Source organism: Myxococcus xanthus (assembly GCF_013116825.1).
Lineage (GTDB): Bacteria > Myxococcota > Myxococcia > Myxococcales > Myxococcaceae > Myxococcus > Myxococcus xanthus_B.
Genome location: NZ_JABFNS010000002.1, coordinates 1 through 24,809 on the forward strand (window position 1 = coordinate 1; position 24,809 = coordinate 24,809).

Below are 24,809 nucleotides of genomic sequence, written 5' to 3' on the forward strand. Positions count from 1 at the left end.
GAGTCCGCTGGGCGCCGACGAGGCGCGGGGGGCTCGGGGGCCGGCTCCGGTGCCGGCGGCGGCATGACCTCCTCCAGCGTCGAGGCCATGGTGAAGCCGTCGTGGTACACGCTGGCCTCGGGACGGATGGCGTCGTCGCGGTACAGGCCCAGCTTCAGGTAGTTCATCTCCTTGCCGAACTGCGTCGCGACGTAGGTCTTCGGCACGACGACCTCGTTGTTGTGCCAGAGCTGGACGAAGCCCGTCTTCGCGTTGGGCGACCACTTCACCTGCAACACGAAGTCGCTCCAGTCACCGCGCTTGAGCGGGGCCGTCCACAGCACCTTGCCCTTCGCGCCGCCCACGCGCATGTGCATCGCTTCGCCGCGCACGTAGAACTCCAGCGGCGGTGAGCCGCAGCAGCCCTCCTGATGCCACTGCGCGAAGACCTGCCAGCTGTCATCGAGCGGGTAGTTGGTGGGGAAGAGGGTGCTCCACTTGTAGTACCAGGTGGAGTCCGTCTTCTCCTGGCTGATGTAGAGCAGCTCATTGCGGTTGCCGCTGGCGTTGATGGGGTCATCGCCCTGGCGCACCGTGGCCTTCAGCGCATAGCGGCCCTCGCGGACCACATCCGTCACCACCTGGAGACGGCTGTTGGAGACGCTCTGACTGCGCGTCCACTGCGAGGTATTGCCCGTCTCGAAGTCGCCTTTCCACGCCACGTCCGCGGAGGCGAACGAGGGAATCAGAGACACCAGGGCGGCGAGTCGAAGCAGCTGCGTCAAGCGAGGTCCTTTCGTTCCAGGTTGGCGCAGTGGGACACTCAGGCGGACGTGCTGCTTCCCGCTCGTGCCCTCTCGTAGAACCCTCGGGCGGGCGTGGCGCCGCCACCTCATGAGAAGGGCCGCCTGACGGGCGAGCCCCTGGCGCCATGCTGGCTTTTTCCCCCGAGGACACAGTGATTCCGGAGGGATGCGCGGAGGACCTGCACTCAAGGTTTTCGGCGCAAGCCGTCTCCAGGTCAGGCCGCCTGGTTCACGGCCTGACCACCTGGCGAATCGCGGGCGGGCAGTCGGGGAGGTGGGTTGGAAAAAGCGGGAGAAATGCCGCGGGTGGCGATGAGCCAGGCGTCTGTTTCTGGCCGCCCAGCCTCCGTCGGAAGTCGGTGGGGAACGGTGGATGGTGTACAACGCGGTGGTTGGGCGACTGCTTGGGGGATGGCGCCCGAGGGGGCAGTATGTTGAAGCCGGCGTACGACAAAGTCCTGGTCCTGGCGCTGGCCACGCCCGTCTTGGTGTTGACCGTCCTTCTTGCCCGCACGCCCTCCAAGGGAAGCGGGGCACCTGTATCCGCGCAGTTCTGGGCGGAGCGCCGCTCCGCGTCACGCATCGAGGCCCGGCTCACGCACCCCGAAGCGGACCGCTACCGGCCACGCATGTCGGCGGGCGGCTGCCCCGTGGCTCCCGAACCCATCCCGCTGCGAGACCTCGCCCGGCTGGAGGAAGCGGGCGACCTGTCCGGTATCGCCTCCGCGTATGCCCTTCAGGGTGAGTGGAACCAGGCGGCCTCGTTCCTGGAGCGCATGCCCGCCTCTCCGGACCGCGACAGTGATTTGGCCGCGGTGTACCTCGCCCGCGGCGCGCATGAGCAGGCCTTGCGGTTGCTGGACGGCGTGCTGAAGGCGCAGCCGAAGCATGCGCAGGCCATGTGGAACCGCGCGCTGGTGCTCCAGGCGATGGGGCTCACGATGAAGGCGGCGGACACCTTCGAACAGGTGGCGCTGATGGGGGAGCCGGGCTGGAGCCGCGAGGCGAAGGCCAACGCTCGCGAGCAACGCGACGCCACGATGGAGCGCGCCCGCCGGTGGAAGGAAGCGCGCGCGGCCACGCTGGCGCTGGTGGATGACCCTCAGGCACCGCTTCCGCTGGAGGCGGCCCGCAAGGACCCGGGCATCGTCCGGCAGGCCTTCTATGAAGTGGTCCGCGCGGCGCCGTCGAAGGAGCGCGTCCTGGCCCTGCTGCCCCTGGCGCAGGAGCTGGACCGCGGCCACGGCGGCTCCGCGCTGACGGACTACGTCAAGCGGGTGAGCGGCCGGAACTTCACGCGCCGCGGCGCGCTGTCGCGCGAGTACGCGTCGCTGGTGCGCGGCAAGCTGAACCAGCCGGACAAGCTGCTGGAGCGGGTGCTGGCGTCGGGAGAGGACGACCTCTTCCTGGGCACGGCCCAGCACACGCGGGCCACGCGCCGCATGTTCTCGCAGGTGGTGGAGCGGGCGAAGCGCCAGAACGACCCCTGGTTCAACCTCTACATCGAGCGTGAGGAGGCCATCCGCGAGACGGCCGAGGGCCAGTGGTGGAAGGCCGAGCAGCGCATCTTCAACGCGCTCCAGCGCTGCCGCGAGGGCGGCCTGGCCGCGCGCTGCGTGGACCTGGAGCTGCGCCTGGGCATCCTCTACGCCGACCTCCAGCGCCTCACCGAGGGCGAGCAGCACGCCCGCGCCGCCTGGGCCTGGGCGCGCCAGCTCCGGGAGTGGGACATGGAGTTCACCGCCCTGGAGGCGCTGGCCGCCATCACCCGCTCACGCGGGGACTTCGCCAGCTCGCGCGCCTATGTGGAGGAGTGGTCCGCCCGCGGGCACGTCAACTGCGTCTGGCCCCGGGAGAACCTGGCCCACACGTACTACCTGGACAACCGCATGGACGACGCGCGCCGCGAGGTGGACGCGAACGCCGCCTGCAAGAACGAGCCGCTGAGCCTGCTGTTCGCCGTCAACCTCGCGGAGCTGTCGCGCACCCGGCCGAAGCCTGGGGACGAGGCGTTGCTGCGGCAGGCCCTCACGTGGGCCGACCACAGCAACCCCATGCCCAGCGACGCGGTGTATGCCCGTTACGTGGAGGGCCGCTTCCTGCTGGATTCCGACAGAGCCCGGGGGCTGGCGCTGCTGCGGCAGACCATCACCGAGGCGGAGGCGTTGCCTCGGGGAGATTCACTGGCGCGCGAGGCCTGGGCGCTGAGCTATTCGTCGCTCGTCACGGACGCGGGCAAGGCGGGAGAGTACACCCAGGCGTTGGAGTTGATGGCCGCGCAGTTGGGCACGCCCGTGCCCCAGCGCTGCGCCCTGGCGGCGGCGGTGCATGGCGAGCGCACGGTGCTGGTGGCGCGCGGGACGCAAGGCCAGGTGCTGGGCCACTACGAGACGGACCGGCAGGGGCCATTCATCCGCGCGGACACCTCGCGGCTGGTGCCGGATCGGCTGCGTGAGGTGTTGCGTGGCTGCGAGCGCGTGGACGTGCTCGCCTGGCCGCCCGTCTTCGGCCGCACGGACCTGTTGCCGCCGGAGGTGCCCTGGAGCTTCCGGCTCGGCCGCACGGCCCAGCCGCGCACCACGCCCACGGCCCGGCGGCTCGTCGTCTCCAGCGTGGATGCGCCCGCGCTGCTCCAACTGCCGCGGCTGCCGCAGTGGTTGCCCTCGCAGGAGCCGGAGGCGGTGCCGCTGCAGGTGCTGTCCGGCTCGGACGCCACGCCCGCGCGCGTGCTGGCGGACATGCGGGACGCCACCGAAATCGAAATCCACGCCCACGGCATCATGGACCCGGCGCTCTCGGATGCGTCGCTGGTGGTGCTGTCCCCGGAGACGAGCGGCCGCTACGCGCTCACCGCGGACGTGGTGCGGCAGCAGACGCTCACGGGGGCGCCCATGGTGTTCCTGGCGGCCTGCAGCGCCGGACGCGCGGCGAGCACCACCACCAGCCACGAGCCCTTCAGCCTGCCCGCGGCCTTCATCGACGCGGGCGCGCGGGCGGTGCTGGCCTCCACGGTGGACATCCCGGATGCCGCCGGCCGCTTCTTCGATGGGGTCCGGCGCCGCATCCGCGAAGGGGCCGCGCCGGCGGTGGCGCTGCGGGATGAGCGTCAGCGCTGGCTGGAGCGGGACAGCCGTGCCGGGTGGACCCGGCACGTCATCCTCGTGGAGTCATATTGAGCGCGGGCGGCCGCGCGGCGTGGCCGTCTACTGCGGAGTCCTCAGGTGCGTGTTGCCTCCCGGGAGCTGGAAATGATGGAACGTGACAGTGGCGCTCACGTCCAGTGCGCGCACCCAGTGCCACCACCCGACGGGCAGGAAGAGCAGCTCGCCCGGCTCCACCACGCCCTCCAGGACGGTGGCCTCGCCGTAGAGCGGGAAGCGCGCCGCGTCCGGGTTCGCCGCGTCCACGGCGCTGAAGGTTCCATGGCGCGGGTAGACGAGGTGGCGCTGGAAGGACGGCACCAGCCGCACGTGCTTGCGGCCCATCACCTGGCCCAGCAGCACGTTCATGTTGTCGTGGTGGAGCGGGGTGACGGTGCCCGGCGGCCCCAGCAGCAGCGTCGTCATGTCGGGGCGCAGCTCCGGGTCGATGAGGCCCGCGGGCGCGCGGATGTCCTCGCGCAGCCGGGCCAGTCCGTCGCGCTTCCAGTTCTCGTTGCGCGGCACCATGTAGAAGTCATTCGTCTCGCCGCCCGTCTCCACCCGCTGGACGTAGTCGCGCAGCTTCACCACCTGGCGGTGTTTGTCGGGCTGCGAGGCATGGTCCGGGTTGGCGTCGCGCCCAGACATGATCTCCACCTCCACGTCCCCGAAGCGCTCCCGGAAGTCCGCGAGCGACCAGCGGCGCATCGCCGGCCAGTCCTCCATGAAGCCTTGCAGCACCACCGGCCGGTGGCCGAAGTAGTAGCGGGTGAAGAACTCCTCCGGGCTCACCCCTCGGCGCTTCTCCAGCGTCACCGCGCCGGACTGACGGTGCAGCTCCGCGTAGAGGTCCGCCAGCGCCTCCAGCCACTCGTAGCGCCGGCCAATCCGCCGCGCCGCCACCACGTAGGGGTGCGCCTGTGCCGCGGCGATCTCCCGCTGCGCCAGCGAAGCCTCCACGCCCGCGTCTTCGAGCACCCGCTGCGCGTCCTCCGTGCTCACGCCCAGGGCGAGGTTCTCCGCCAGCCAGGTGTGCCACTCCAATGCCAGGCGCGAATCTTCCCTGCTCATTCAGAACTCCGTGAATTCCATGTCGCGAATTGCCCCGTCAGATGCGCGGGGTTGGCGCGTGTCATGATAAGGACTGTACGTGTTGTCGTATCATCCATGTCTAGCTTTCAGACCATCCCCATCGCGAGGTGCGAGCGCTCATGACGCCCGTCGAATCCCTTATGGCCGGTAGCTTGGATTCCGAGTCCGGTGAAGCCCATGTCAAGAACACCTACGTCAACTGCGACACGGCCAGCGTGGCCCCGCGCAAGCGGCTCCCGCTGCCGTCGCCGGCGGTTCCTCCCCTGGTCGGACCGGAGCATCCGAACGCCAGCCAGGTCCGCTGAACTCCAGGCCCGGGCAGGGTTTTTCACCCTCCCGGGCATTTTTCTGTCCGGGTCCTTCTTTTTTCTTCTCAAGGATTGGACCGCTGCGCGTCTTTGACTGGGTAACGCGCAGGCGCGCATGTGAGTGGGGCTGCATGTCCAACCTCTTCAACCGGGACCGGAGGCGCTTCGAGGCGTTCATCCGTCAGCATCGGCCCAGCCTTCTGGGGCTGGCCCGCCGGTTGTGTGCCCGCTCCAGCCTGGAGCCGGAGGACCTCGTCCAGGAGACCTTCGAGCGGGCGATGCCGGAGTTCGCGCATCTGAAGGACCGGACGGACTCCGCGGCGGCTGCGTGGCTGTGTACGACGATGACGAACCGCTTCCTGGACTACTGCCGCCGCCAGCGGACGGAGTCCCGGGGGATGCCGCACCTGGCGCTGGTCCAGGACCTGGCGGTGTCACCGGAGGAGACCCAGGAGAACTGGGCGCTGGTGAGCACCGACGCCTTCCAGAAGGCCATCGAGCGGCTGAAGCCGCACCTGCGTGACGCCTACCGCCTGCACGCGGAGGGCAAGCGCTACAACGCCATCGCCGAGCATTTCAATGTTCCCGTGGGCACCGTGGGCAGCTGGCTCACCCTGGCCCGTAGGGATTTGAAGGAACTGCTGCTGCCCCAGGTGGCGGTAGCCCGGGAGCAGGGGGCCACGAGCTCATGACGACGCCATGCACCAATCTGCACCTCTTCGTGGACGGAGAGCTGTCCGCTCCCGACGCGGAGGTCTTCCGCCAGCACCTGGGGCGCTGCCCTGAATGCGAGGCGGGGCTGAGGGAGCTGCTTCAATTGGAGCTGCTGGCCTCCCGCGCCCTGGGGGGTAGCGCCAGCGTCGCCGAGCCGCCGCCTGCGAAGGTGACGCCGCTGCGCCCGTGGATGCAGCGGATGTCCCGCACGGTGGTGCCGGTGGCGTTGGCGGCGGGGTTGGCGGCGGTGGGCGTGTTCCGTCTCCAGACACAGCCGGAGGCTCCCACCGACGTGTGGCTGGCGGGCGCGGACGTGCGGACCTTGGAGGCGCGGCTCAGCCACCCGATGGCGGACCGCTTCCGGCCCTACGAGCCGATGCGCGGCACGTCCGGCGCCGCGAACCCGCTGCCGCTGCGTCCCCTGGCGGAGCTGGAGGAGCAGCAGGACTTCCGGGGCATCGCCGCCGCCTATGCGCTGCGCGGGGACTGGCAGCAGGCGGAGTCCTTCCTGTCGCGGGCACCGGCCTCGGCGGACCGGGACAATGACCGTGCGGTGGTGGCCCTCAGCGGGCAGCGGTGGGAGGAGGCGCTGAACCTGCTCGGTGGCGCGCTGCGCCAGGAGCCGCGGCATGCGCAGGCGCTGTGGAACCGGGGGCTGGCGCTGCGGGGGCTGGGCCTGCTGAAGCAGGCGGAGGCGTCGTTCCGCGACGTCGCGTCGCTGCCGGGCCAGGCGGCGGGCTGGCAGGTGGCCGCGGAGAAGCGCGCGGACGAGATGCGTGCGCTGCGTGACGCGGAGGCCGCGCGGTGGCAGCGCCAGGTGCGGGAGACGTGGGCGCAGCTCACCGAGAAGACGGCGGATGCGGCGTACCTGGTGCGGGAGCAGCCCGCGGTGACGCGAGCGGCCCTCTATGAAGCGGTGCGTACGGCCACTTCGGCGAACGCGGTGGCCTCACTGTTGCCGCTCGCCTCGGCGTTGGATGGGCTGGGTGAAGGCACGGTGCTCCAGGACTACGTCCGGGATGCGGCATCCCGCGACTTCAAGGTGCGTGCGCCGCTGGCGGAGGACTATGCGCGGCTGGTGAAGGGGGCGCTGGTGCCCGGTCTGCTGGAGCGCCTGCGCGTCTCCCAGGAGACGGACCTGTACGTCGGCGCGCTGCTCCACACGGGCGAGGCCACCCGGGATGCGGAGTCGCTCAAGGCCCTGCAGCGCTACGCCCATGGCTCCAGGGACCCGTGGCTCAACCTGCTGGCCGAGCGTGAGCGGGCCCGGAGCGAGGAGGCGTCCGGCCGCGCGGCCAACGCCGAGCACCTGCTGCTGGCCACGCTCCGTACGTGTGGTGCGTACAACACGCTCTTCCCGTGCGCTGAAATCAACTGAGCGCTCGCTTCGGGTGACGTCGCGCGGAGGCCGGCCTGTGACAGGGTCGGCCTCTTGCTTTTGCGGGCTTCGTGCAGGCGCGTGTCCGGGACCGGGCGAACGCGGGGCTCGTGAAGGACGTCCCTGGCGTGTCGTGGCAGGCTCTGGTGGTTGGTTTCTTCCCCCCAGGAGTCGGCCGCCATGCCCCTGTCACCCCCTCGGAACATGAAGGACTACGAGGCCACCCGCCGGGACTTCCGCTGGGAGCGGCCCGAGCACTTCAACTTCGCGGCCGACGTCATCGACCGGCACGCCGCCGAGCGCCCGGAGGCGCTGGCCCTGCTGTGGTCCGACGAGGCCGGGCAGGCACGGCGCTTCACGTGGGAGGACTTGCGGCGGCGCTCGCTGCACGCGGCCCGCTTCCTGATGGAGCAGGGGCTTCGCCGGGGGGACCGGGTCTTCATCATGATGCCGCGCGTGCCGGAGTGGTGGTTCCTGGTGCTGGGCTGCATTCGCGCGGGCATCGTCTTCATGCCGGGCACGCCCATGCTCACGCCGAAGGACATCCGTTACCGGTTGGAGGTGGCGGAGGCCCAGGCGGTGATTGCGGACGTGAGCTGCCTGGAGCGCTTCGACGGCCTGGTGGGGACGGCGGGCCGGGTCCGCACCTGGGTGTCGGTGGGCGAGGGCGCGCCGTCGCCGTGGGGGCGCTACGTGTCCGGCGTCGCGGAGGCGGAGGTGGGCGCCGCCTTCGAGCCCACGCGCGCGGATGCGCCGCTGCTCATCTACTTCACGTCGGGCACCACGGGCATGCCGAAGATGGTGCTGCACACGCAGGCCAGCTACGGGCAGGGGCACGTGATTACCGGCCGCTATTGGCTGGACCTGACGCCAGAGGACCGGCACCTGACGCTCAGCGACACCGGCTGGGCCAAGTGCGCGTGGGGCAAGCTCTTCGGCCCGTGGAGCCAGGGCGCGTGCAACGTCGTCTATGACTTCCGTGGCCGCTTCGAGCCCGCGAAGCTGCTGAAGGTGCTGGAGACGCAGAAGGTCACCACCTTCTGCGCGCCGCCCACCGCGTGGCGGGCGCTGGTGCTCCAGGACTTGAAGGCCTTCGACCTGTCCTCGCTGCGGCACACGGTGAGCGCGGGCGAGCCGCTCAATCCGGAAGTCATCGACACGTGGAAGGACGCCACCGGGCTGCACATCCATGAGGGCTACGGGCAGACGGAGACGGTGATGATTGTGGGCATGTTCCCCTCCATGGCGCCGCGCGTGGGCTCCATGGGCAAGCCGTCCCCGGGCTTCACTGTGAGCGTCATCGACGACCAGGGGCAGGAGGTGGCGGACGGACAGGAGGGGGACATCGCGGTGCGGGTGGCGCCCGAGCGGCCCGTGGGGTTGTTCCAGGGCTATCTCGGGGACGACGCGGCCAACGCCGCGTGCCGGCGTGGTGACTGGTACGTGACGGGAGACCGGGCCGTGCGCGACGCGGACGGCTACTTCTGGTTCGTGGGACGCGCGGATGACGTCATCAAGACGTCGGGCTACCGCGTGGGGCCCTTCGAGGTGGAGTCCGCGCTGCTGGAGCATGACGCGGTGGCGGAGTCGGCCGTCATCGGTGTGCCGGACGAGAAGATTGGCCAGCGGGTGAAGGCCTTCGTGGTGCTGGCCCCGGGGCATGCGGCCTCCCCGGCGCTCGCGCAGGCATTGCAGGAGCACGTGAAGCGGACGACGGCGCCCTACAAGTACCCGCGCGAAATCGAGTTCGTCACCGAGCTGCCCAAGACGGTGAGTGGGAAGATTCGCCGCGCGGAGCTGCGCACCCCGCGGACGTAGCGGGCGCGCCGTCAGGCTTCGAAGAGGACGGGGAAGCCTAGGAGCGCGCTGCCTTCCTGGGTGAACCAGCCCTCCGCCACGGCCGCGTGCTGGGTGAGGGTGTGGATGTCGCGGAAACGGCGCTGGAGCGATGCGCCATCGCGCACGGACGTGGCGCCGCCCGCGTGGTAGCAGGCCGTCACGACCTCGGCGGCTGTCTCCACGGCCCACGTCAGGGTGGCGGACACCTGCGGCGCGAGGGCGAAGGCCTTCACCGGGGACTGCTGGCAGGCATCCCAGAACACCTCACCCATGCGGCGGAGGGCGTCGTGAGCGGCGCGGGCGCCCGTCTCCGCGCGGCCCAGCCGGTTGCGGAACACAGGGGAGTCCACGAGCGAGGTGCGCGCGTACAGCCGGCGCTTGCCCGAGCGGGCCAGGGTGAGCAGGTCGTCCACCGCGCCCTGGGCGATGCCCACCGCCACCGCGCCGATGTGCATGGCGTAGTGCAGCACCGGCACCACGAAGTTGGCGCCCGGCACGGAGGGCTGGCCGGTGAAGATGTCGAAGGTGCGTTGCTGGGGGACGAAGGCGTCGATGGCGATGTCGTGGCTGCCGGTGCCGCGCAGGCCGAGCACGTCCCAGTGCTCGATGATGCGGACCTCGTTGGCGGGGAGCAGCATGGCGCGCGTCTCGGGCATGCCCTCGGCGGGACCAGGGCGGGGCTCGCCGTCTGGGCCAAGGACGACGCAGTTGCCGAACAGCCATTCACTCTGGCGGCAGCCTGTGGCGAAGTTCCAGTGGCCGGTGACGCGGTAGCCGCCGTCCACCTGCACGGCCTTGCCCTGGGCATTGAAGGCGCCGCCCACGGTGGCATTGGGCCCGGCGGCGTAGATGGCATCGAACTCCTCGCGGAGGAGGAGGGCGAAGAGTTGGGGACTCTCCGTGGCAATCATCATCGTCCAGGCGGTGGAGGCGTCCGCGCGGGCCAGCTCGGAGAGGACGTCCAGCCCGGTGACAAGGTTCAGCTCCAGCCCGCCATGGCTGCGAGGGACAAGCATCCGGTAGACGCCGATGTCCTTCAGCGTGGCGATGAGGTCCAAGGGGAGCTGCCGTGCCTGCTCAATCTCCCCGCTGCGAGCGGAGAGGGCAGGGGCCAACTCACGTACCGCATGCAGCAGGTCCGCTCCGGCATCCAGCGTCATGGTCGAGGCTCCGGAAAGAGAGCTTCAAGGATGCCTGATGCTCGATGTCTGTGAAAAGTGGCTACTTGCCCCACTCCGTGTGGACGAAGCCCGCTTCCGGTCTGTCCTTGCGCTGATACGTGTGTGCGCCGAAGGCGTCACGCTGTGCCTGGGTGAGGTTCTGCGGCAGCTCCGCGGAGCGGTAGCTGTCCAGGTACGCCAGCGAGGCGCTGAACACCGGCACGGGGATGCCCACGCGCGTGGCGACGCCCACCACCTGCCGCCACGCGGGGGCCATGCGCTCCAGCACCGGCGCGAAGGCGTCGGACACCATCAGGTTGGGCAGCGTCGGCTGCTGCAGGAAGGCCTCACGCAGGGGCGTGAGCAGCTTCGCGCGGATGATGCAGCCACCCCGCCAGATGCGCGCCAGCTCCGCCAGGTTGATGTCCCACTGATACTCCTGGGACGCCGCCTGGATGAGCCGCATGCCCTGCGCATACGTCACCACACGCGCCGCGTAGAGCGCGTCATGCGTCCACGCCGCCAGCTGCGCCCGCTCCTCCTTGCTGAGCTGCCCCACCGGGCCGTTCAGCTTCGGCGCGGCGGCCACGCGTTCGTCCTTCATGGAGGACAGGATGCGCGCGTCCAGTGACGCGGCGATGGAGGGAATCGGGACGCCCAAATCCAGCGCCACCTGCACCGTCCACTTGCCGGTGCCCTTCTGGCCCGCCTTGTCCAACACCAGGTCCACCAGCGGCTTGCCCGTCTCCGGGTCCTTCTGGCGCAGCACCTTGATGGTGGTCTCCAGCAGGAACGAGCCGGCGATGCCATGGTCCCACTGGGACAGCAGGTCCGCCAACGCGTCCGCGTCCAGCCCGAGCCCGCGTCGCAGCACGTCGTACGTCTCCGCGAGCAACTGCATGTCCGCGTACTCGATGCCGTTGTGCACCATCTTCACGAAGTGCCCGGCGCCGTCCGCCCCCACGTAGGTGACACACGGCCCCATGTCCGTCATCGCGGCGATGGCTTCGAACACCGGACGCACCAGCTCGTACGCCGCGGGGGCACCGCCCGGCATGATGGAGGGGCCGTTGCGCGCGCCCTCCTCGCCGCCGGACACGCCGACGCCCAGGAAGTGGACGCCCTTGGCCTTGCACTGCTCCTCGCGGCGGCGCGTGTCCAGGAACCACGAGTTGCCGGCGTCCATGATGACGTCGCCTTCCGCCATCAGCGGCAGCAGGCGCTCCAGCATGGAGTCCACCGCCGCGCCCGCCGTCACCATCAGCAGCACCTTGCGCGGGCGCTCCAGCCGCTGAATGAAGGCCTCCAGCGACTCGGTGCCCCAGACCTCGGGGTGTCCGTGCTTGCGGTGCATCTCATCGATGCGCTCCGCATGCCTGTCCCACACGGCCACCCGGAAGCCGTGGTCCGCGATGTTGAGGGCGAGGCTCGCCCCCATGACGCCCATTCCCGCCACGCCGAACTGCGCGCCCGCTGCCTCACTCATCGTTGCTTCCTCCTGGAAGGTTCGCGACTGGGAGCCCTCACCGCCCGGCGGCGGCGGGGTCCAGCATCCACTCCGAGTTCGTCACCCGGGCGGCGGGGAGGCTCAGGTCCCCCGCCAGCGCCCGGCGCACCGTGTCCTGCTTGCCCGCCCCCGATACGAGGGTCAGCACGTGCCGCGCGGACCGCAATACCGGCAGCGTCAACGTCATCCGCCAGGGCGGCGGCTTGGGCCCCACCACCGCCAGGACGCGCTGCTCGGACTCCTCCAGCGCGGGGTGGCCAGGGAAGAGGCTGGCCGTGTGCCCGTCCTCTCCCATTCCCAACAGCACCACGTCCAGGGCAGCAGGCAGCTTCGCCGCGTAGTCCTTCGCGGCGGCGTCCCGGTCCTCTCGCTCACCCTCCATGCGGAACACCTGCGACGGCGACAGCCGAAGAGGACGCAGCAGCGTGTCCTCCACCATCCGGTAGTTGCTGTCCACGTGGTCGGGCGGAACGAAGCGTTCGTCCACGAAGTAGATGTCCACGCGCTCCCAGGGAAGCACCTGCCCCGCCAGCGCTCGGTACGCGGGCCCCGGCGTGCTGCCGCCCGACAGGGCCAGGCTGACGCGACGCTGGGTGGCGAGCCCGTCCTGGAGCGCGCGCGCCATCCACGCCGCGGCTTCCCGGGGCAGGGACTCGGTGGGCACGACGTGTGTGCGCGTGGCGCTCACAGGCCAGTCCACCGGCGGCCATCCCGGGCCAGCAGCGCGGCCGCGGCGTCCGGGCCCGCGCTTCCACCAGGGTAGCCATGCGCCGGTCCGCCCTCGCCGGACTCCAGGGCCTGGAGGATGGGCGTCACGAAGGTCCACGCCTGCTCCACGCTGTCCTGCCGCGCGTAGAGGGTGGCGTTGCCGCGCATGCAGTCCAGCAGCAGGCGCTCATAGGCCTCGGGGACCGGCCGCTGGAAGGTCTCCTGGTAGTTGAAGTCCATGGTGACGCCCGCGATGTTGACATCCTCGCCGGGCACCTTGGATTCGAAGGAGAGCGCGATGCCTTCCTGGGGCTGGATGCGCAGCGTGAGCACGTTGGGCTGCAGCCGCTGGCAGGTGGCGCCTTCCCCGGAGAAGAGGCTGATGGGCACCGATTTGAAGTGGATGGATACCTCCGTCACGCGCCGCTTCAGCTTCTTGCCCGCGCGCAGATAGAAGGGCACGCCCGCCCAGCGCCAGTTGTCGATGTTCACCTTCATGGCGACGTAGGTCGGCGTGCGCGAGCCGGCCTTCACGCCCTTCTCCTGGAGGTAGCCGTCGTACTGACCGGCCACCACCGCGCGGGAGACCTCGCGGCCCTCCAGCGGGCGCAGCGCGCGGAAGACCTTGGTCTTCTCGTCGCGGATGTCCTCGGCGCCAAAGGACACGGGCGGTTCCATGGCGCACAGCGCGAGCACCTGGAGCAGGTGGTTCTGCACCATGTCCCGGATGACGCCCGTCTCGTCGTAGAAGCCGCCACGCCCCTCCACCCCCAGCGTCTCCGCCGCGGTGATTTCCACGTGGTCGATGTGCTGCCGGTTCCACAGCGGCTCGAAGATGGCGTTGGCGAAGCGGAAGACGAGGATGTTCTGGACGGTCTCCTTGCCCAGGTAGTGGTCGATGCGGAATATCTGCCGCTCGTCCAACACCGCCGCCAGCTCGCGGTTGAGCGCGCGGGCGCTCTCCAGATCGTGGCCGAAGGGCTTCTCGATGATGAGCCGTTGCCACGGGTGCGGGTCCGTCTGTTCCTGGCGCTTCAGCAGCCCCGACTCCGACAGGCCGTGGAGGATTTGGGGGAAGGTGGAGGCCGGGGTGGCCAGGTAATAGAACTGGTTGCCCTGGGTGCCGAACTTCTGGGCGACCCGGTCGAGCTCCTCGCGCAGGCGCACGAAGGACTTCGGGTCGTCATAGCCGCCGGAGATGAGCTCCAGGCGCGGGGCGAAGTCGTTCCAGATGGCCTCGTCCAGGGGCTGGGTGCGGGCGAACTGCAGCAGGGACGCCTTCACATGCTCGCGGAATGCCTCGCTGTCTCCTTCGGAGCGGCTGAATGCGACGACGGCGAAGTTCTTCGGCAGCAGGTGGTCTCGCGCCAGCTCGAAGAGGGCCGGGAACAGCTTGCGCTGGGCCAGGTCTCCAGTGGCGCCGAACAACACCAGCGCGCACGGGTCGGGCCGCCGGGCGCGGACCAGCGGGTCTCCTTCTCGGGGATGGGTCTCGATGTGCAGGCCCTGATGCACGTCCATTCGCTGCCTCCCTCCGGGTTCGGTCCGGCGGGCACCTTACGCCTTCTGCGCAACCACCGGGCAAGGGGGAGTGCGGGCAGTGACGCCGGTCCGACGTTGCGGAAGCGCGCCTGCTCCGCCCCTTCAAGGCAGGCAGAGCAGTTGGTACCGCTGGGTGTCGCGCTGCTTCACTTCGCGCAGGTCGACACGGCATGCTTGCTCAATGTCTCCGAAAGGCGACACCCGACCCCACAGACGGCGCAGGTGGCTCTGCTTCGCCTTGAAGTCGTCCGGGGACACGTACGCGCGGATGTTCTTGTAGTGACCTTCCAGCACCTCGCAGACGCGGCGAGGGCCGGCTCGCGCATGCTCACCCCGTCCGTGGGCCTTGATGTAGAGGATGGGCTTGTCCGGACGTTCGAGCGTGGCCCTCATGCCGGCCAGCACGTCCAACTCGAAGCCCTCAACGTCGACCTTCACGAAGTCCACGCGTGACAGGCCCTGCTTCTGGACGAAGCCGTCCACGGTGACGACCGGGACGGTGATGCCCTCCGCGCCCTCTTCGGGAACGTGTCGGTTGAGGCCCGTGGCGAAGGTGATGACGCCTTCCTGCGAGCCCACCGCTGCCTGGATGGCCTGGCAGTTGCGCAGGTGGTTGTTCTGGAAGTTGGCGTTCAGCTCCGCGTAGTTCTCCGGCTCGGGCTCGAAGCTGAAGAGCTGTCCCAGCGGGCCGATGCGGCTGCGCAGGTACATGGACAGGTAGCCGATGCTGGCTCCCACATCGAAGGCCACCATGCCCGGCCGCAGATGGGGGGCGATGAGCGGGAGGTCCGACAGGAAGTCATTGCCCTGCAGGTACAGCAGCATGTGCGTCGTGCTGCGGTGGGCCTTCAATGTCAGGTCATAGCCAAACAGCCTGCGCTGGACCTCTAACGGCTGCTGACCGTTCAGCTCCAACAGCAACCGCGCCGTGCGCAGCTGGCTGAAGGGGACGAACGTGTGAGCGAGTCGGGCGGCTCGGAGCGCGGGGGCGATGGGACGCATGGGGGCGCTCCCGCGTTTATGGCAGCGGCAGGTCCACGGGCAAGGAACGGCGGATCGCCCTGGAGGGCCAGTCTCCCTGGCGCCCTCCAGGCCGGCCGGCTGGATGGGAGGGGCGCGGCCGTGGGAATGCGGCGCCGTCAGGAGGGGCGCGTGGGATGGGCCCGAAGGTGGTATGCCTGAGGCCTCGCCATGAAGTACGCCGTCACGTTCTGGTTCTGGGTCGTCTTCCTGCTCACCGCCCCGGTGCTGTTCACCCTGGGCGCGCTGCTGCTCGTCGTCACATACCCGTTCGACCGGGACCGGCGGCTCTTGCACGCACTGGTCTGTCGTTGGTGCTACGGCCTGTGGCTGCACGCATCCCCAGGATGGCGCACGCGAATCGAAGGCCGTGAGCTCATTCCGCCCGGGCCCTGTGTGATGGTGGTCAACCACCAGTCCGCGGCGGACATCCTCGCCGTCATGGGCCTGTTCCATCCCTACAAGTTCGTGGCGAAGGCGTCGCTGTTCTCGCTGCCCCTGGTGGGGTGGATGATGACGTTGCTGGCCTACGTGCCCATCGTCCGGGGCTCATCCACCGCCATGAACCAGCTCCTGGACCCGTGCCGGCGCTGGCTTCGTCGTGGCATGCCAGTGCTCATCTTCCCGGAGGGGACGTACTCCAAGGGCGGGCAGTTGTTGCCCTTCAAGCGGGGCGCCTTCCAACTCGCGCTGGAGGAGCATGTGCCGGTGGTGCCCGTGGTGGTGGAGGGCACGCCAGGGCTGCTGGACGGAGACGGCCCCTGGATGAGTCCCACCGCCGCCATCCGCGTGCGCGTGCTTCCCGCGCTGCCGCCGGAGTCCTTCGGTCCGGACTCACAGGCGTTGGCCGCGCAGGTTCGTGCGCTGTTCGAGCAGACGTTGGCGAAGACGGGCTGAATGTCTCCGCGCACGCGCCTGTCCACGGATAGGCTCCCCTGGTGCAGGCAATGGGGGCGGAAACACTGACACAATCCAATACAGGATGGGTGAGTCACCGCGAACGTCTCTGGCGTGCTGTGGGACGCATTGCGTTGTCCTCAACATCCATGCGCTCTACTTTGATGTTACTTGGGGGGCTGTCTTCGCCCGGCTGGGCCGCGGTGCCGTGGAGACGCCCTTCACCTCCAATGCCCTCACGCAGGCAACGGGGATGGCATGGACGCCGGACGGTTCATGCCGCCTGTTCATCATCCTCAAGACGGGCGGAGTCCGGTGGTGTCGCTGAAGGACGGCCAGCCTCAAACACCGCCGGGGAACAGCGCGCTGGTGACGCAGGTGTTCGCGACGGAGGAGGTCGTCACCAGCAGCGAGTGTGGCCTCATCGGTATCGCGTTCGACCCGAACTACGTGGTCAGCCGCTACGTCTATTGCTTCATCACCGTCTCCGCGTCGGAGCAGCAGATTGGCCGCTACGCGGATGCGGACAGGACGGGCACGGCGCGCACCGTCGTCGTCAGTCGGCTGCCCACGCGGGGCGCGAACAATGACGGCGGCGCCATTGGGTTCGGTCCGGAGGGAACCCTGTGCTGATCCATTGGCGACCTGGGCAACGGCACGGGCGTGAATGCGGACCTGACGTCGATGGCGGCCAACGTACGCGGGCGCCGAGCCTCCGCCTCCCAACGAGCCGGGCGGCTGCAACTGCAACGCGATGCCGCTGGCGCCGTTGGCCTGGGGCTCGCTTGCGTGGCTCATGCTCCAGCGGCGGCGCTCGCGTCGCAGCTGATTGCGCGTGGCTGCTCTTGCACGCGCGGGGCCCGCGGCGTGTCAGCGGGGTCTCCAGCCTCAGGACTGGGGGCCTTCCTGTCCACTGCCCTCCGACCGCCACTGGGTATGGCCGCGCGTGGCCTGCACGGCGTCGGCCAGCTCACGCACGGGCGTCAGCATGCCGTACAACTCGACGGAGGTGCATGGGACGTCGTCTATCACCTCCGCCGACAGGACGCCGTTCTCGATGGAGAAGGCCTCGAAGGCGCGGGCCAGGTTCAGCAGGGGGCGCCGCATGCCCGCGCTGAGGAGGATGGCGCGGGCCTGAGGGGTGACGTTCTTCAGGTCCAGCACGGCGTCGAGGCCGGCATCGCCAATTTGCTCGTCCTGCACGCCGAACAGCTTGAGGAACTTGTCGCCCAGCCCCTCGGGCCGGATGACCACCTCGCGCGGAAAGTCGTCGCCGAGCTCGTGCCGGACGATGGTGGCGATGCGGTACGCCTTCTCATGGTGGCGGTACTCGGTCTCCAGGGTGAGCGGACGCCCGGCGTAGCTGCCCTCCATCTTCAAGGTCCCCGCGGAGTACATGAACCTGCCGGGCGTCGGCATGAAGGACCAGCCACGGGTCGCCGCGAAGTCCTGCCAGGCCTGGATCTGCTGCTTCCAGCGGCGCCAGCGGAAGTAGCCAACGATGCTCGAGACGCCGACGCCCGCCCCGAGGATGCCGGCGAAGATGCCAATTTGTAGCCCGGTCATTCCCGCGAGCATCTCCGCTCGGAGCGTATTGGCCAACCCCCTCCGTGCGTGAGGGCCTCCAGTGGGGACGTGGCGGGGCGTCTTCTCCAGAACGGCCAGGAATTACAGGAACTTGCGCGCATGTCAGAGTGAGGGAGTAAGGGAGCAGGCGCCCGCCGCTTGGAGCGAGCAGTCCCTCTGTTGGAGGCTGCCCGCTGGCCAGAGCGCCACGGGAAAGAGGGAGGGTGGACGCTTGATGCGCCTGCTGCACACGTCGGACTGGCACCTGGGACACACGCTGTACGACGTCTCGCGGGATGCGGAGCACGCGGCCTTCCTGGACTGGCTGCTGGAGACCCTGGAAGCGCAGTCCGTGGATGCGCTGCTGGTGGCCGGGGACATCTTCGACACGGCGAACCCCAGCGCGGAGGCGCAGGCGGCCTGGTACCAGTTCGTCGCGAAGGCGCGGCGGCGGATGCCCCGGCTGGACGTGGTGGTGATTGGCGGCAACCACGACTCCGCGGCGCGGCTGGACGCGCCGGACCCGCTGTTCGCGGCGCTGGGCGTGCACGTGGTGGGCGGACTGCCGCGGGCCCGGGGCGCCATGGACCAGGAGCGGCTGCTGGTGCCGCTGCACGACGCGAAGGGACGGGTGGGGGCGTGGGTGGCGGCGGTGCCGTACCTGCGTCCCTCGGACCTGCCGCCCGTGCCTGGAGACATGGGAGACCGGCTGGTGGAGGGGGTGCGCGCGGTGTACGCGGAGGTGCTGGTCGCGGCGCGGCGCAGGCGTCAGGCGGGACAGGCGCTGGTGGCCATGGGGCATTGCTACATGACGGGCACGGAGCTGTCCGCGTTGAGCGAGCGGAAGATTCTCGGCGGCAACCAGCACGCGCTGCCCGTGGACCTGTTCCCGGACGACGTGGCCTACGCGGCGCTGGGGCATCTGCACAAGGCCCAGCGGGTGGGTGGACGCGAGGGGGTTCGCTACAGCGGCTCGCCGTTGCCCCTGTCGCTGTCGGAGGCGGGCTACCGGCATCAGGTGCTGCTCGTGGAGCTGGAAGGTGACGCGCTGCGCGAGGTGCAATCCCTGCCCGTGCCCCGGACCACGGACATGGTGCGCGTGCCTTCGCGGGACGCGGCGCCCCTGGACGCGGTGCTGACGCAACTGGAGGGCTTGCCGGCGCAGGACGCGGACACGCTGGAGTGGCGGCGGCCCTACCTGGAGGTGTGCGTGTCGTTGCCCCGGCCGGAGCCCGCGCTGCGGCAGAAGGTGGAGAAGGTGCTGGAGGGGAAGGCGGCGCGGCTGGTGAAGCTGACGCCCGCCTATACCGGGACGGGCGGCGCGCTGGCGGAGGTGCAGCCGGGCCTCTCCCTGAAGGAACGCACGCCCGAGGATGTCTTCCGCGCGCGTTACGCCCGTGACTTCGAGGAGCCCCCCACACTGGCGCTGCTGGAGGCGTTCCATACGTTGCTGACCGACGTGCAGGAGGAGTCGCCGTGAAGGTGCTCGCGATTCGCGGTTCCAACCTGACGAGCTTCGCGGGGGACTTCGCGCTGGAGCTGGACCAGCCGCCGTTGGACCGGCTGGGCCTGTTCGCGATTACCGGCGCCACGGGCGCGGGCAAGAGCACGTTGCTGGATGCCCTGTGCCTGGCGCTGTTCGACCGCACGCCCCGGCTGGGGGGACGCGGCGGCGCGCCGGTGGGCCGCGCGGACGAGGACGAGGACGCGCGGCTGTCCGCCTACGACGTGCGCGGCATGCTGCGCCGGGGGGCGGGAGAGGGCTACGCGGAGGTGGACTTCCTGGGCAAGGACGGGCGGCGCTACCGGGCGCGCTGGTCCGTGTGGCGCGCGCGCAACCGCGCCGAGGGGCGCTTCCGGCCCCAGGAAATGCAGTTGATGGACGTGGTCACCGGGCAGCTCACGGGCCGCACCAAGGGCGAGGTGCTGGCCGCCATCCAGGAGCGGCTGGGGTTGTCGTTCGACCAGTTCCGTCGCTCGGCGCTGCTGGCACAGGGCGAGTTCGCGGCCTTCCTCAAGGCGGATGCCAGCGAGCGCGCGGAGCTGCTGGAGCGGATGACGGGCACGGAGGTGTACAGCCGCCTGTCCATGGCCGCGCATGAGAAGAACAAGGCGGAGCAGGAGTCGCTGGCGAAGCGGGCGCAGGGATTGGCGGCGATTGCCCTGATGCCAGAGGCAGATCGCGCGGCGGCGGCGGCGGCGCTCGGTGAGGAGTCCCGGGCGCGTCAGACCGTGGAGGCGCTGCTCAAGGACGCGGAGGGCGCGGCGGCGTGGCATGTCACGCGGGCAGGGCTTCGGGAGGCGGAGCAGGCGGCGGAGGCCAAGGCGCAGGCGGCCAGGACGGCCATGGAGGAGGCGGCGCCGCGCGCGGCACGGCTGGAGGAGGTCCGCGAAGCGGAGGCGTTCCGGGGGCCGGTGGTGGCGGTGGAGGCCGCGGAGCGCTGGTGGGCGGAGGCGGAGGCTGCGCAGGTGGCGCGGGCGTCGGAGGTAGAGGCGGCGCTGTCGGAGGTCTCGGCGCGGCGGGTGGGGCAACTGGAGGCGGAGACCGCGCGCGCCGCGGCGCAGGAGCGGGAGGTGGCGACGCGTCCCGCGCTGGAGGAGGCGGCGCGACTGGATGCGCGGCTGGAAGGTGTCTCCCAGGAGGCGCGTGAGGCGCGGACGCGGGCGGAGACGTCCCAGGCGGCGCTGTTGGAGGCGAAGGCGGAGCTGGACGCCGTGCTCGCGCGCGAGGCCGAGGCACGGGACAAGGGGGAGGCCGCGAGGCACTGGCTGACGGAGAAGGCGCACTGGGTGGCGCTCACCAGCGAGTGGCCGCGCTGGCAGCGCGAACTGGAACGCTACGAGGGGGCGCAGGGCGAGCGGCGCAAGGCTCGTGAGGAGTCCGGACGGCTGCTCGGTGAGGTGGATGGACTGCGCGAGACGGTGGGCCTTCGGCGGGAGGAGCGGGATGTCGCGGTCCGTGCGGAGGAGATGGCCCTGGCCGCGGCGACGCATGCCGAGGCGGCCGTGGGGACGGAGACGGGCGCACACCGGCGGGCGCAGCGTGAACGCCTGTTGGCACGGCAGGAGGCCGTGCGGGGATTGAAGGCTGCTCACGAGGGGCTCGTCGCGGACGAGGCCGAGGCTCGCGAGGCGGGCACGGAGGTGAAGGCGGCGAAGGCGGAGGTCGAGGCCGCGACGGCGGAAGCGCGTGCGGCGGAGACTCGGCGGACGCAGGCGGAGGCCGCGCTCAAGGAGGCGCAGCGCTCGTTGTCGCTGGCGCAGGCGACGCAGGGCTATGCGTCCCACCGTTCCTTGCTGAAGGACGGTGAGGCGTGCCCGTTGTGTGGCGCGGAAGAGCACCCCTACGCGCGCGAGGTGTCCGCGCTCGACGGGCTGGTCGCGGAAGCAGCTTCGCGTGTGGAGACGCTGGAGATGGAGCGGACCTCGGCCACCCAGGCGGAGGTGGCGGCGAGCGCGCGGCGCGCGGCGGCGAATGCGCGCGCCGGACAGGCGGAGGCGCGCAGGCAGTCAGCGGAGGCCCGGGCGGAGGCGCACGGCGAGGCTTGGCGGAAGGGGCGTGCCTCATGGCTGGAGTCCATCCGGGAAGAGGGAGCGGAAGTGTCCGGCCTCGCCGCCTCCGTGACGGAGCCCGATTCAGGCACGCCGTCGCCACCGGCGGCAGGGGGCTCGCCCGAGGCGGGCGCGTGGCTCGACGCGGCGCGCGCCGAGGTCGCGGAGCGGCTTGCGGCGCTGAAGGCCGAAGAGCAGGCCGCCGAGTCACTGGCCCGCACCGCGCGCGAGGCCCGCGCGGCGCTGGAGACGCAGCGCACCCGGCGCGAGGTGGCAGCGGAGTCGCTGCGCCGGGCGGAGGAGGCGCTGTCTCGCGCGGAGTCGGTGCTCAAGGACGTCCATGCCCGACTCGAGACCGCGGAGCAGACGCTGCGGCAGGTGCTCACGGAGGTGTCACCCGTCTTCACCGCGGACGCGGGCTGGGAGCGGAAGCTGGAGGAGGACCCGGCCACCTTCCGCCGCAAGTGTGGAGAGCGGGTGGTGATGTGGAAGGGGAAGGAGGAGGCCCGCCTGAAGGCGGAGGAGCGCGAGGCCGAGGAGCAGCGTCACCGCGCCCGGGCGCAGGGGCTGGTGGAGGTGAGCACCCGCCACGCCGAGGAGCATCAGGCCCTCGCCGTGCGCAAGGAGCAGGAGCGCGGCGAGCTGACCCGCGCACGCGCGGCCCTGCTGAACGGCCGCCCCACGGCGGAGGTCCGCGCAGAACTCCAGGCACGGCTGGAGGCCACGGAGTCGGCCTTCGAGCAGGCACGTGAGCGCGCCGAAGCGGCGCGTCAGGCGGCGCAGGTCGCCACCGCGCGTGCCGAGGATGCCGTGCGCGCCAGGGCGGAGGCGCTGGCCCTGCGTGAGTCGGAAGGCGCCGCGCTGACAACGCTGCTCGCCGCGCGTGGGACCACGCTGGAGGCCGTGCGGACGCTGCTGGCCTTCGACGCGGCCTGGCGCGAAGCAGAGGCTCGCGCACTGTCGGCCCTGCGCGAGGCGCTCGCCCAGGCTGCCGCCGTGCAGGCGGAGCGAAGCGAGCGTCGCGCGCGGCATGAGGACTCTGGTCCTCCTTCGCTCTCCGAGCAGGACGCGGGCGCCGAATGCGAGCGGCTGCGCGCGGAGGTCGAGGCCCGTCGTCATGCCGAGGCCGCGCTGCACGCGCGCCTGGAGGCGGACGACACGGCGCGGGCGCGGCACGGCGCCGAGGCCGCGGCCCTGGAGGAGGGCCGCCGCGCGGCGGAGGTGTGGAAGGTGCTGGGCGACCTCATCGGCTCGCACGACGGCAAGCGCTTCAAGGTCTTCGCTCAGAGCCTCACGCTGGACGCCTTGCTGCTGCACGCCAACGCGCACCTGCGGGAGCTCGCGCGGCGCTACCGGCTGATGCGCGTTCCCGGACACGACCTGGACCTCCAAATCGTGGACGGGGACATGGGCGACGAGGTCCGCAGCGTGGCCAGCCTGTCCGGCGGTGAGAGCTTCCTGGTGTCCCTGGCGCTCGCGCTGGGACTGGCGTCCCTCTCGTCGGAGACGACGCAAGTGGAGACGCTCTTCATCGACGAGGGCTTCGGCACGCTGGACCCGGAGACGCTGGAGGTGGCCCTGGCCACGCTGGACGCGCTCCAGGCCACGGGCCGGCAGGTGGGCATCATCTCGCACGTCAGCGGCATGGCGGAGCGCATCGGCGTGCAGGTGCGCGTGGTGAAGCAGGGCGGCGGGCGCAGCCGGCTGGTGGTGGAGGGCGACCCGGGCATGGTGCCTCCTTCCATGGGTCAGCAGGAGGTGGCGTAGCGGGCCCTGGCGGGCTCAGGTCTCCATCAGCCCGCGCACCACCGCGGCCACGGCCAGGGGCGTGGCCACGCGGTCATCGCTCAGCGGCGCCAGGGCCCGGGCGAACTGCTCCGCGGAGCCGAAGCGCTGTGAAGGGACGGGCGCCAGCGCGCGGTCCAGCACCAGCGCCAGCGCGTCGGGGACGCCGGGCACGCGCACGCGCACGGGGGTCACCCGGCCGCCGCGGATGGAGGACTCCACCTGCTCCTCCGGGCCGGAAGGGAAGGGCGACTCCAGCGCCAGCAGTTCGTAGAGCAGCACCGCCGTCGCCCACAGGTCCACGGCCACGGACACGTCGCCCGCGAGCAGCTCCGGGGAGCGGTAGTGCTGCTTGCCCAGCCGCCGGATGTCCTGCACCGCGCCCGCGCGGGAGCGCGCCACGCCGAAGTCCGCCAGCTTCACCTCCCCGGTGCGGGACAGCAGCACGTTGTGCGGGGACACGTCGCAGTGCACCACGCCCAGGGGGCGGCCCGTGGTGCTGACGGCATGGTGCGCGTGCGACAGGGCCTCCAGCACCTGCCGGACGATGAGCACGGAGATGTCGACGGGCAGCTCGATGCGGCGGCGGCGGCACCGCGCCAGCACGCGGCCCAGGTCGGGGCCTTCCACCAGCTCCAGCGCCAGGTAGCCACCGTCCGGCAGCTCGCCGTACTCCACGAAGCCGACGATGTAGGGATGGCGCAGGCAGCGGGCGAGCTCGGCTTCGTGCAGGAGCTGCTCGTGGGCCTCCGCGTCTCTCAGGCGCTCGGGACGCACGCGCTTGAGGGCCACCTGCGCTCCGGCATGTGGGCCCTGCTGCATCCGCGCGAGAAACACCTCCGCCATGCCGCCGCGTCCCAGCCGGGACAGCAGCTGGAAGCGGCCATGGTCGCGAGGCCAGATTTCCCGCACGTTCTCCATCACGTTCAGCCCACGCCACCCGCGAGGCTCGCCAGGTAGTCGTCCAGCGTCTGGGAGAAGGTGGCGTCGTCGTTGAGGAACGCCAGGCCCACGCCACCCGTGTACGGGTCGTCCACCACGTGGACCACCACCGCGTCGCCCTGAAGGCGTTCGCCGTTGGGCAGCTTCACGTCCACGGTGACGACGCTGTCGGGCAGGGGCCGGTGCGCGGTGCGCACGAAGAGGCCGCCGTTGGAGATGTTGAGGGCGTGCTCACGCACGAAGTCCAACTCGGTCCGGAACTCCATTTCCAGCTTCACGGCGAAGCGGCGACCGCGACGTTGAGGCCCCTCCAGCGGGCGGACGAGCACCTGGTGAGGCCGGTTGCTGGGAGAGGGAGCAGGCGCCTCCGCGGGCTTCGGGCTCGGTTGAGGCACGGAGGCCGCGGCGCCACCCACGGTGGGCCCCGCGGGGCGCACGCTGCTGACGGGCAGCGTGCTCAGGTGCTGCAGCAGCACCCGCGCCGCGGCGGAGCATTCGTCTCCCCGGTAGGTGGTGCCACCCCCGAAGGCCGCCGCGCGAAAGGCATCTCGCTCCGCCTTGGGCAGACGCCACAGCTCCACAAACGTGCCGCCGCTGCGCTTCGCGTCCTCCGCGAGCCGCTCCACGGCGGAGCGTGGATAGCCTGGAGCCTCCACCTTCAATTCAATACCTGCTTCCTCCGGGCGCAGGGCCACCACGAGCTGGAGTGACTGCGCGGAGGTGAGCACCTCGCCAATCCCTTCCACCCAGGCTGCCACGCGCTCCGGGGGAGCCGAGCCATTCCACAATGCCGCAAGACCGAAGACGGGCACGGGCGCGACGATAGCCGAGCCCATCCCACCCGCGAACCCCGTTTGCCAACAGCCTGAGCGCA

General features: G+C 70.7%; 19 protein-coding genes. 9 read left to right on the plus strand and 10 right to left on the minus strand.

Going from position 1 to position 24,809, the window contains the following annotated elements; all coding sequences use genetic code 11:
• On the minus strand, positions 1–764 hold a 764-nt coding region (locus HNV26_RS00835), incomplete at its 3' end, for a polysaccharide lyase family 20 protein (protein WP_171452754.1).
• A gap of 452 nt (positions 765–1,216) precedes the next feature.
• On the opposite strand from HNV26_RS00835, the gene HNV26_RS00840 reads away from it, so the two are divergent.
• A complete protein-coding gene (locus HNV26_RS00840) occupies positions 1,217–3,961 on the plus strand; it encodes a CHAT domain-containing protein (RefSeq protein ID WP_171439333.1) in 2,745 nt (914 codons plus the stop codon).
• Between the two features lie 27 nt (positions 3,962–3,988).
• Here the strand turns inward: HNV26_RS00840 and HNV26_RS00845 are convergent, their stop codons facing one another.
• Positions 3,989–4,996 carry a cupin-like domain-containing protein gene (locus HNV26_RS00845; RefSeq protein WP_171439334.1) on the minus strand — a complete coding sequence of 336 codons (1,008 nt, stop codon included), beginning with the start codon at positions 4,994–4,996 and terminating at the stop codon, positions 3,989–3,991.
• A 161-nt stretch (positions 4,997–5,157) separates the two neighbouring features.
• On the opposite strand from HNV26_RS00845, the gene HNV26_RS00850 reads away from it, so the two are divergent.
• From HNV26_RS00850 to HNV26_RS00865, 4 genes are all read left to right on the plus strand, one after another.
• Positions 5,158–5,322 carry a hypothetical protein gene (locus tag HNV26_RS00850; RefSeq protein WP_020478155.1) on the plus strand — a complete coding sequence of 55 codons (165 nt, stop codon included), beginning with the start codon at positions 5,158–5,160 and terminating at the stop codon, positions 5,320–5,322.
• A gap of 134 nt (positions 5,323–5,456) precedes the next feature.
• Entirely contained in the window at positions 5,457–6,017 is a 561-nt protein-coding gene (locus HNV26_RS00855; RefSeq protein WP_171439335.1) for an RNA polymerase sigma factor, read from the plus strand.
• Positions 6,014–7,417: a zf-HC2 domain-containing protein gene (locus tag HNV26_RS00860; RefSeq protein ID WP_171439336.1), complete on the plus strand. Its 1,404-nt coding sequence runs from the start codon at positions 6,014–6,016 to the stop codon at positions 7,415–7,417. The genes HNV26_RS00855 and HNV26_RS00860 overlap by 4 nt, the downstream gene beginning before the upstream one ends.
• Before the next feature lie 180 nt (positions 7,418–7,597).
• Positions 7,598–9,235: an acetate--CoA ligase gene (locus HNV26_RS00865; RefSeq protein WP_171439337.1), complete on the plus strand. Its 1,638-nt coding sequence runs from the start codon at positions 7,598–7,600 to the stop codon at positions 9,233–9,235.
• An 11-nt stretch (positions 9,236–9,246) separates the two neighbouring features.
• Here HNV26_RS00865 and HNV26_RS00870 read toward each other — a convergent pair whose 3' ends face one another.
• From HNV26_RS00870 to HNV26_RS00890, 5 genes are all read right to left on the minus strand, one after another.
• A complete protein-coding gene (locus HNV26_RS00870; RefSeq protein WP_171439338.1) occupies positions 9,247–10,416 on the minus strand; it encodes an acyl-CoA dehydrogenase family protein in 1,170 nt (389 codons plus the stop codon).
• Positions 10,417–10,477: 61 nt separating this feature from the next.
• The gene (gene gnd / locus HNV26_RS00875; RefSeq protein ID WP_171439339.1) at positions 10,478–11,902 is read right to left on the minus strand and encodes an NADP-dependent phosphogluconate dehydrogenase; all 1,425 of its coding nucleotides are present in this window, start codon (positions 11,900–11,902) and stop codon (positions 10,478–10,480) included.
• Between the two features lie 37 nt (positions 11,903–11,939).
• Positions 11,940–12,611, minus strand: coding sequence for a 6-phosphogluconolactonase (pgl, locus tag HNV26_RS00880; protein ID WP_171439340.1), 672 nt, complete (start codon positions 12,609–12,611; stop codon positions 11,940–11,942).
• A complete protein-coding gene (gene zwf / locus HNV26_RS00885) occupies positions 12,608–14,152 on the minus strand; it encodes a glucose-6-phosphate dehydrogenase (RefSeq protein WP_171439341.1) in 1,545 nt (514 codons plus the stop codon). The genes pgl and zwf overlap by 4 nt, the downstream gene beginning before the upstream one ends.
• A gap of 123 nt (positions 14,153–14,275) precedes the next feature.
• Positions 14,276–15,175 (minus strand): FkbM family methyltransferase, encoded by a 900-nt coding sequence (locus tag HNV26_RS00890; protein WP_171439342.1) that lies wholly within the window; start codon positions 15,173–15,175, stop codon positions 14,276–14,278.
• A gap of 189 nt (positions 15,176–15,364) precedes the next feature.
• Between HNV26_RS00890 and HNV26_RS00895 the strand changes: the two genes are divergently transcribed.
• Positions 15,365–16,090: a lysophospholipid acyltransferase family protein gene (locus HNV26_RS00895; RefSeq protein ID WP_171439343.1), complete on the plus strand. Its 726-nt coding sequence runs from the start codon at positions 15,365–15,367 to the stop codon at positions 16,088–16,090.
• A gap of 318 nt (positions 16,091–16,408) precedes the next feature.
• Complete coding sequence (locus HNV26_RS39145) at positions 16,409–16,723, plus strand: PQQ-dependent sugar dehydrogenase (RefSeq protein WP_366816715.1); 315 nt, start codon at positions 16,409–16,411, stop codon at positions 16,721–16,723.
• 255 nt (positions 16,724–16,978) lie between these two features.
• Here HNV26_RS39145 and HNV26_RS00905 read toward each other — a convergent pair whose 3' ends face one another.
• Positions 16,979–17,656: a hypothetical protein gene (locus tag HNV26_RS00905; RefSeq protein ID WP_253816044.1), complete on the minus strand. Its 678-nt coding sequence runs from the start codon at positions 17,654–17,656 to the stop codon at positions 16,979–16,981.
• A gap of 235 nt (positions 17,657–17,891) precedes the next feature.
• Between HNV26_RS00905 and HNV26_RS00910 the strand changes: the two genes are divergently transcribed.
• Together HNV26_RS00910 and HNV26_RS00915 are read left to right on the plus strand one after the other, a co-directional pair.
• A complete protein-coding gene (locus tag HNV26_RS00910) occupies positions 17,892–19,136 on the plus strand; it encodes an exonuclease SbcCD subunit D C-terminal domain-containing protein (protein ID WP_171439443.1) in 1,245 nt (414 codons plus the stop codon).
• Positions 19,133–22,975: an AAA family ATPase gene (locus HNV26_RS00915; protein WP_171439345.1), complete on the plus strand. Its 3,843-nt coding sequence runs from the start codon at positions 19,133–19,135 to the stop codon at positions 22,973–22,975. Before HNV26_RS00910 ends, HNV26_RS00915 begins: the two co-directional genes overlap by 4 nt.
• Positions 22,976–22,990: 15 nt before the next feature.
• On the opposite strand, the gene HNV26_RS00920 is transcribed toward HNV26_RS00915, so the two are convergent.
• Positions 22,991–23,914, minus strand: a complete 924-nt coding sequence (locus HNV26_RS00920; protein ID WP_171439444.1) for a serine/threonine-protein kinase — start codon at positions 23,912–23,914, stop codon at positions 22,991–22,993.
• Between the two features lie 5 nt (positions 23,915–23,919).
• Positions 23,920–24,747, minus strand: a complete 828-nt coding sequence (locus HNV26_RS00925; RefSeq protein ID WP_171439346.1) for a TIGR02266 family protein — start codon at positions 24,745–24,747, stop codon at positions 23,920–23,922.
• Positions 24,748–24,809 lie beyond the last annotated feature (62 nt).

Excerpts from the sequence above, each read along its gene's own strand:
- HNV26_RS00890 (WP_171439342.1), bottom strand. The coding sequence starts at position 15,175 with ATGCGTCCCATCGCCCCCGCGCTCCGAGCCGCCCGACTCGCTCACACG.
- HNV26_RS00865 (WP_171439337.1), top strand. The coding sequence starts at position 7,598 with ATGCCCCTGTCACCCCCTCGGAACATGAAGGACTACGAGGCCACCCGC.
- HNV26_RS00840 (WP_171439333.1), top strand. The coding sequence starts at position 1,217 with ATGTTGAAGCCGGCGTACGACAAAGTCCTGGTCCTGGCGCTGGCCACG.
- HNV26_RS00855 (WP_171439335.1), top strand. The coding sequence starts at position 5,457 with ATGTCCAACCTCTTCAACCGGGACCGGAGGCGCTTCGAGGCGTTCATC.
- HNV26_RS00860 (WP_171439336.1), top strand. The coding sequence starts at position 6,014 with ATGACGACGCCATGCACCAATCTGCACCTCTTCGTGGACGGAGAGCTG.
- HNV26_RS00870 (WP_171439338.1), bottom strand. The coding sequence starts at position 10,416 with ATGACGCTGGATGCCGGAGCGGACCTGCTGCATGCGGTACGTGAGTTG.
- HNV26_RS00905 (WP_253816044.1), bottom strand. The coding sequence starts at position 17,656 with ATGACCGGGCTACAAATTGGCATCTTCGCCGGCATCCTCGGGGCGGGC.
- HNV26_RS00850 (WP_020478155.1), top strand. The coding sequence starts at position 5,158 with ATGGCCGGTAGCTTGGATTCCGAGTCCGGTGAAGCCCATGTCAAGAAC.
- HNV26_RS00920 (WP_171439444.1), bottom strand. The coding sequence starts at position 23,914 with ATGGAGAACGTGCGGGAAATCTGGCCTCGCGACCATGGCCGCTTCCAG.
- HNV26_RS00895 (WP_171439343.1), top strand. The coding sequence starts at position 15,365 with ATGAAGTACGCCGTCACGTTCTGGTTCTGGGTCGTCTTCCTGCTCACC.
- gnd (WP_171439339.1), bottom strand. The coding sequence starts at position 11,902 with ATGAGTGAGGCAGCGGGCGCGCAGTTCGGCGTGGCGGGAATGGGCGTC.
- zwf (WP_171439341.1), bottom strand. The coding sequence starts at position 14,152 with ATGGACGTGCATCAGGGCCTGCACATCGAGACCCATCCCCGAGAAGGA.
- HNV26_RS00845 (WP_171439334.1), bottom strand. The coding sequence starts at position 4,996 with ATGAGCAGGGAAGATTCGCGCCTGGCATTGGAGTGGCACACCTGGCTG.
- HNV26_RS00910 (WP_171439443.1), top strand. The coding sequence starts at position 17,892 with ATGCGCCTGCTGCACACGTCGGACTGGCACCTGGGACACACGCTGTAC.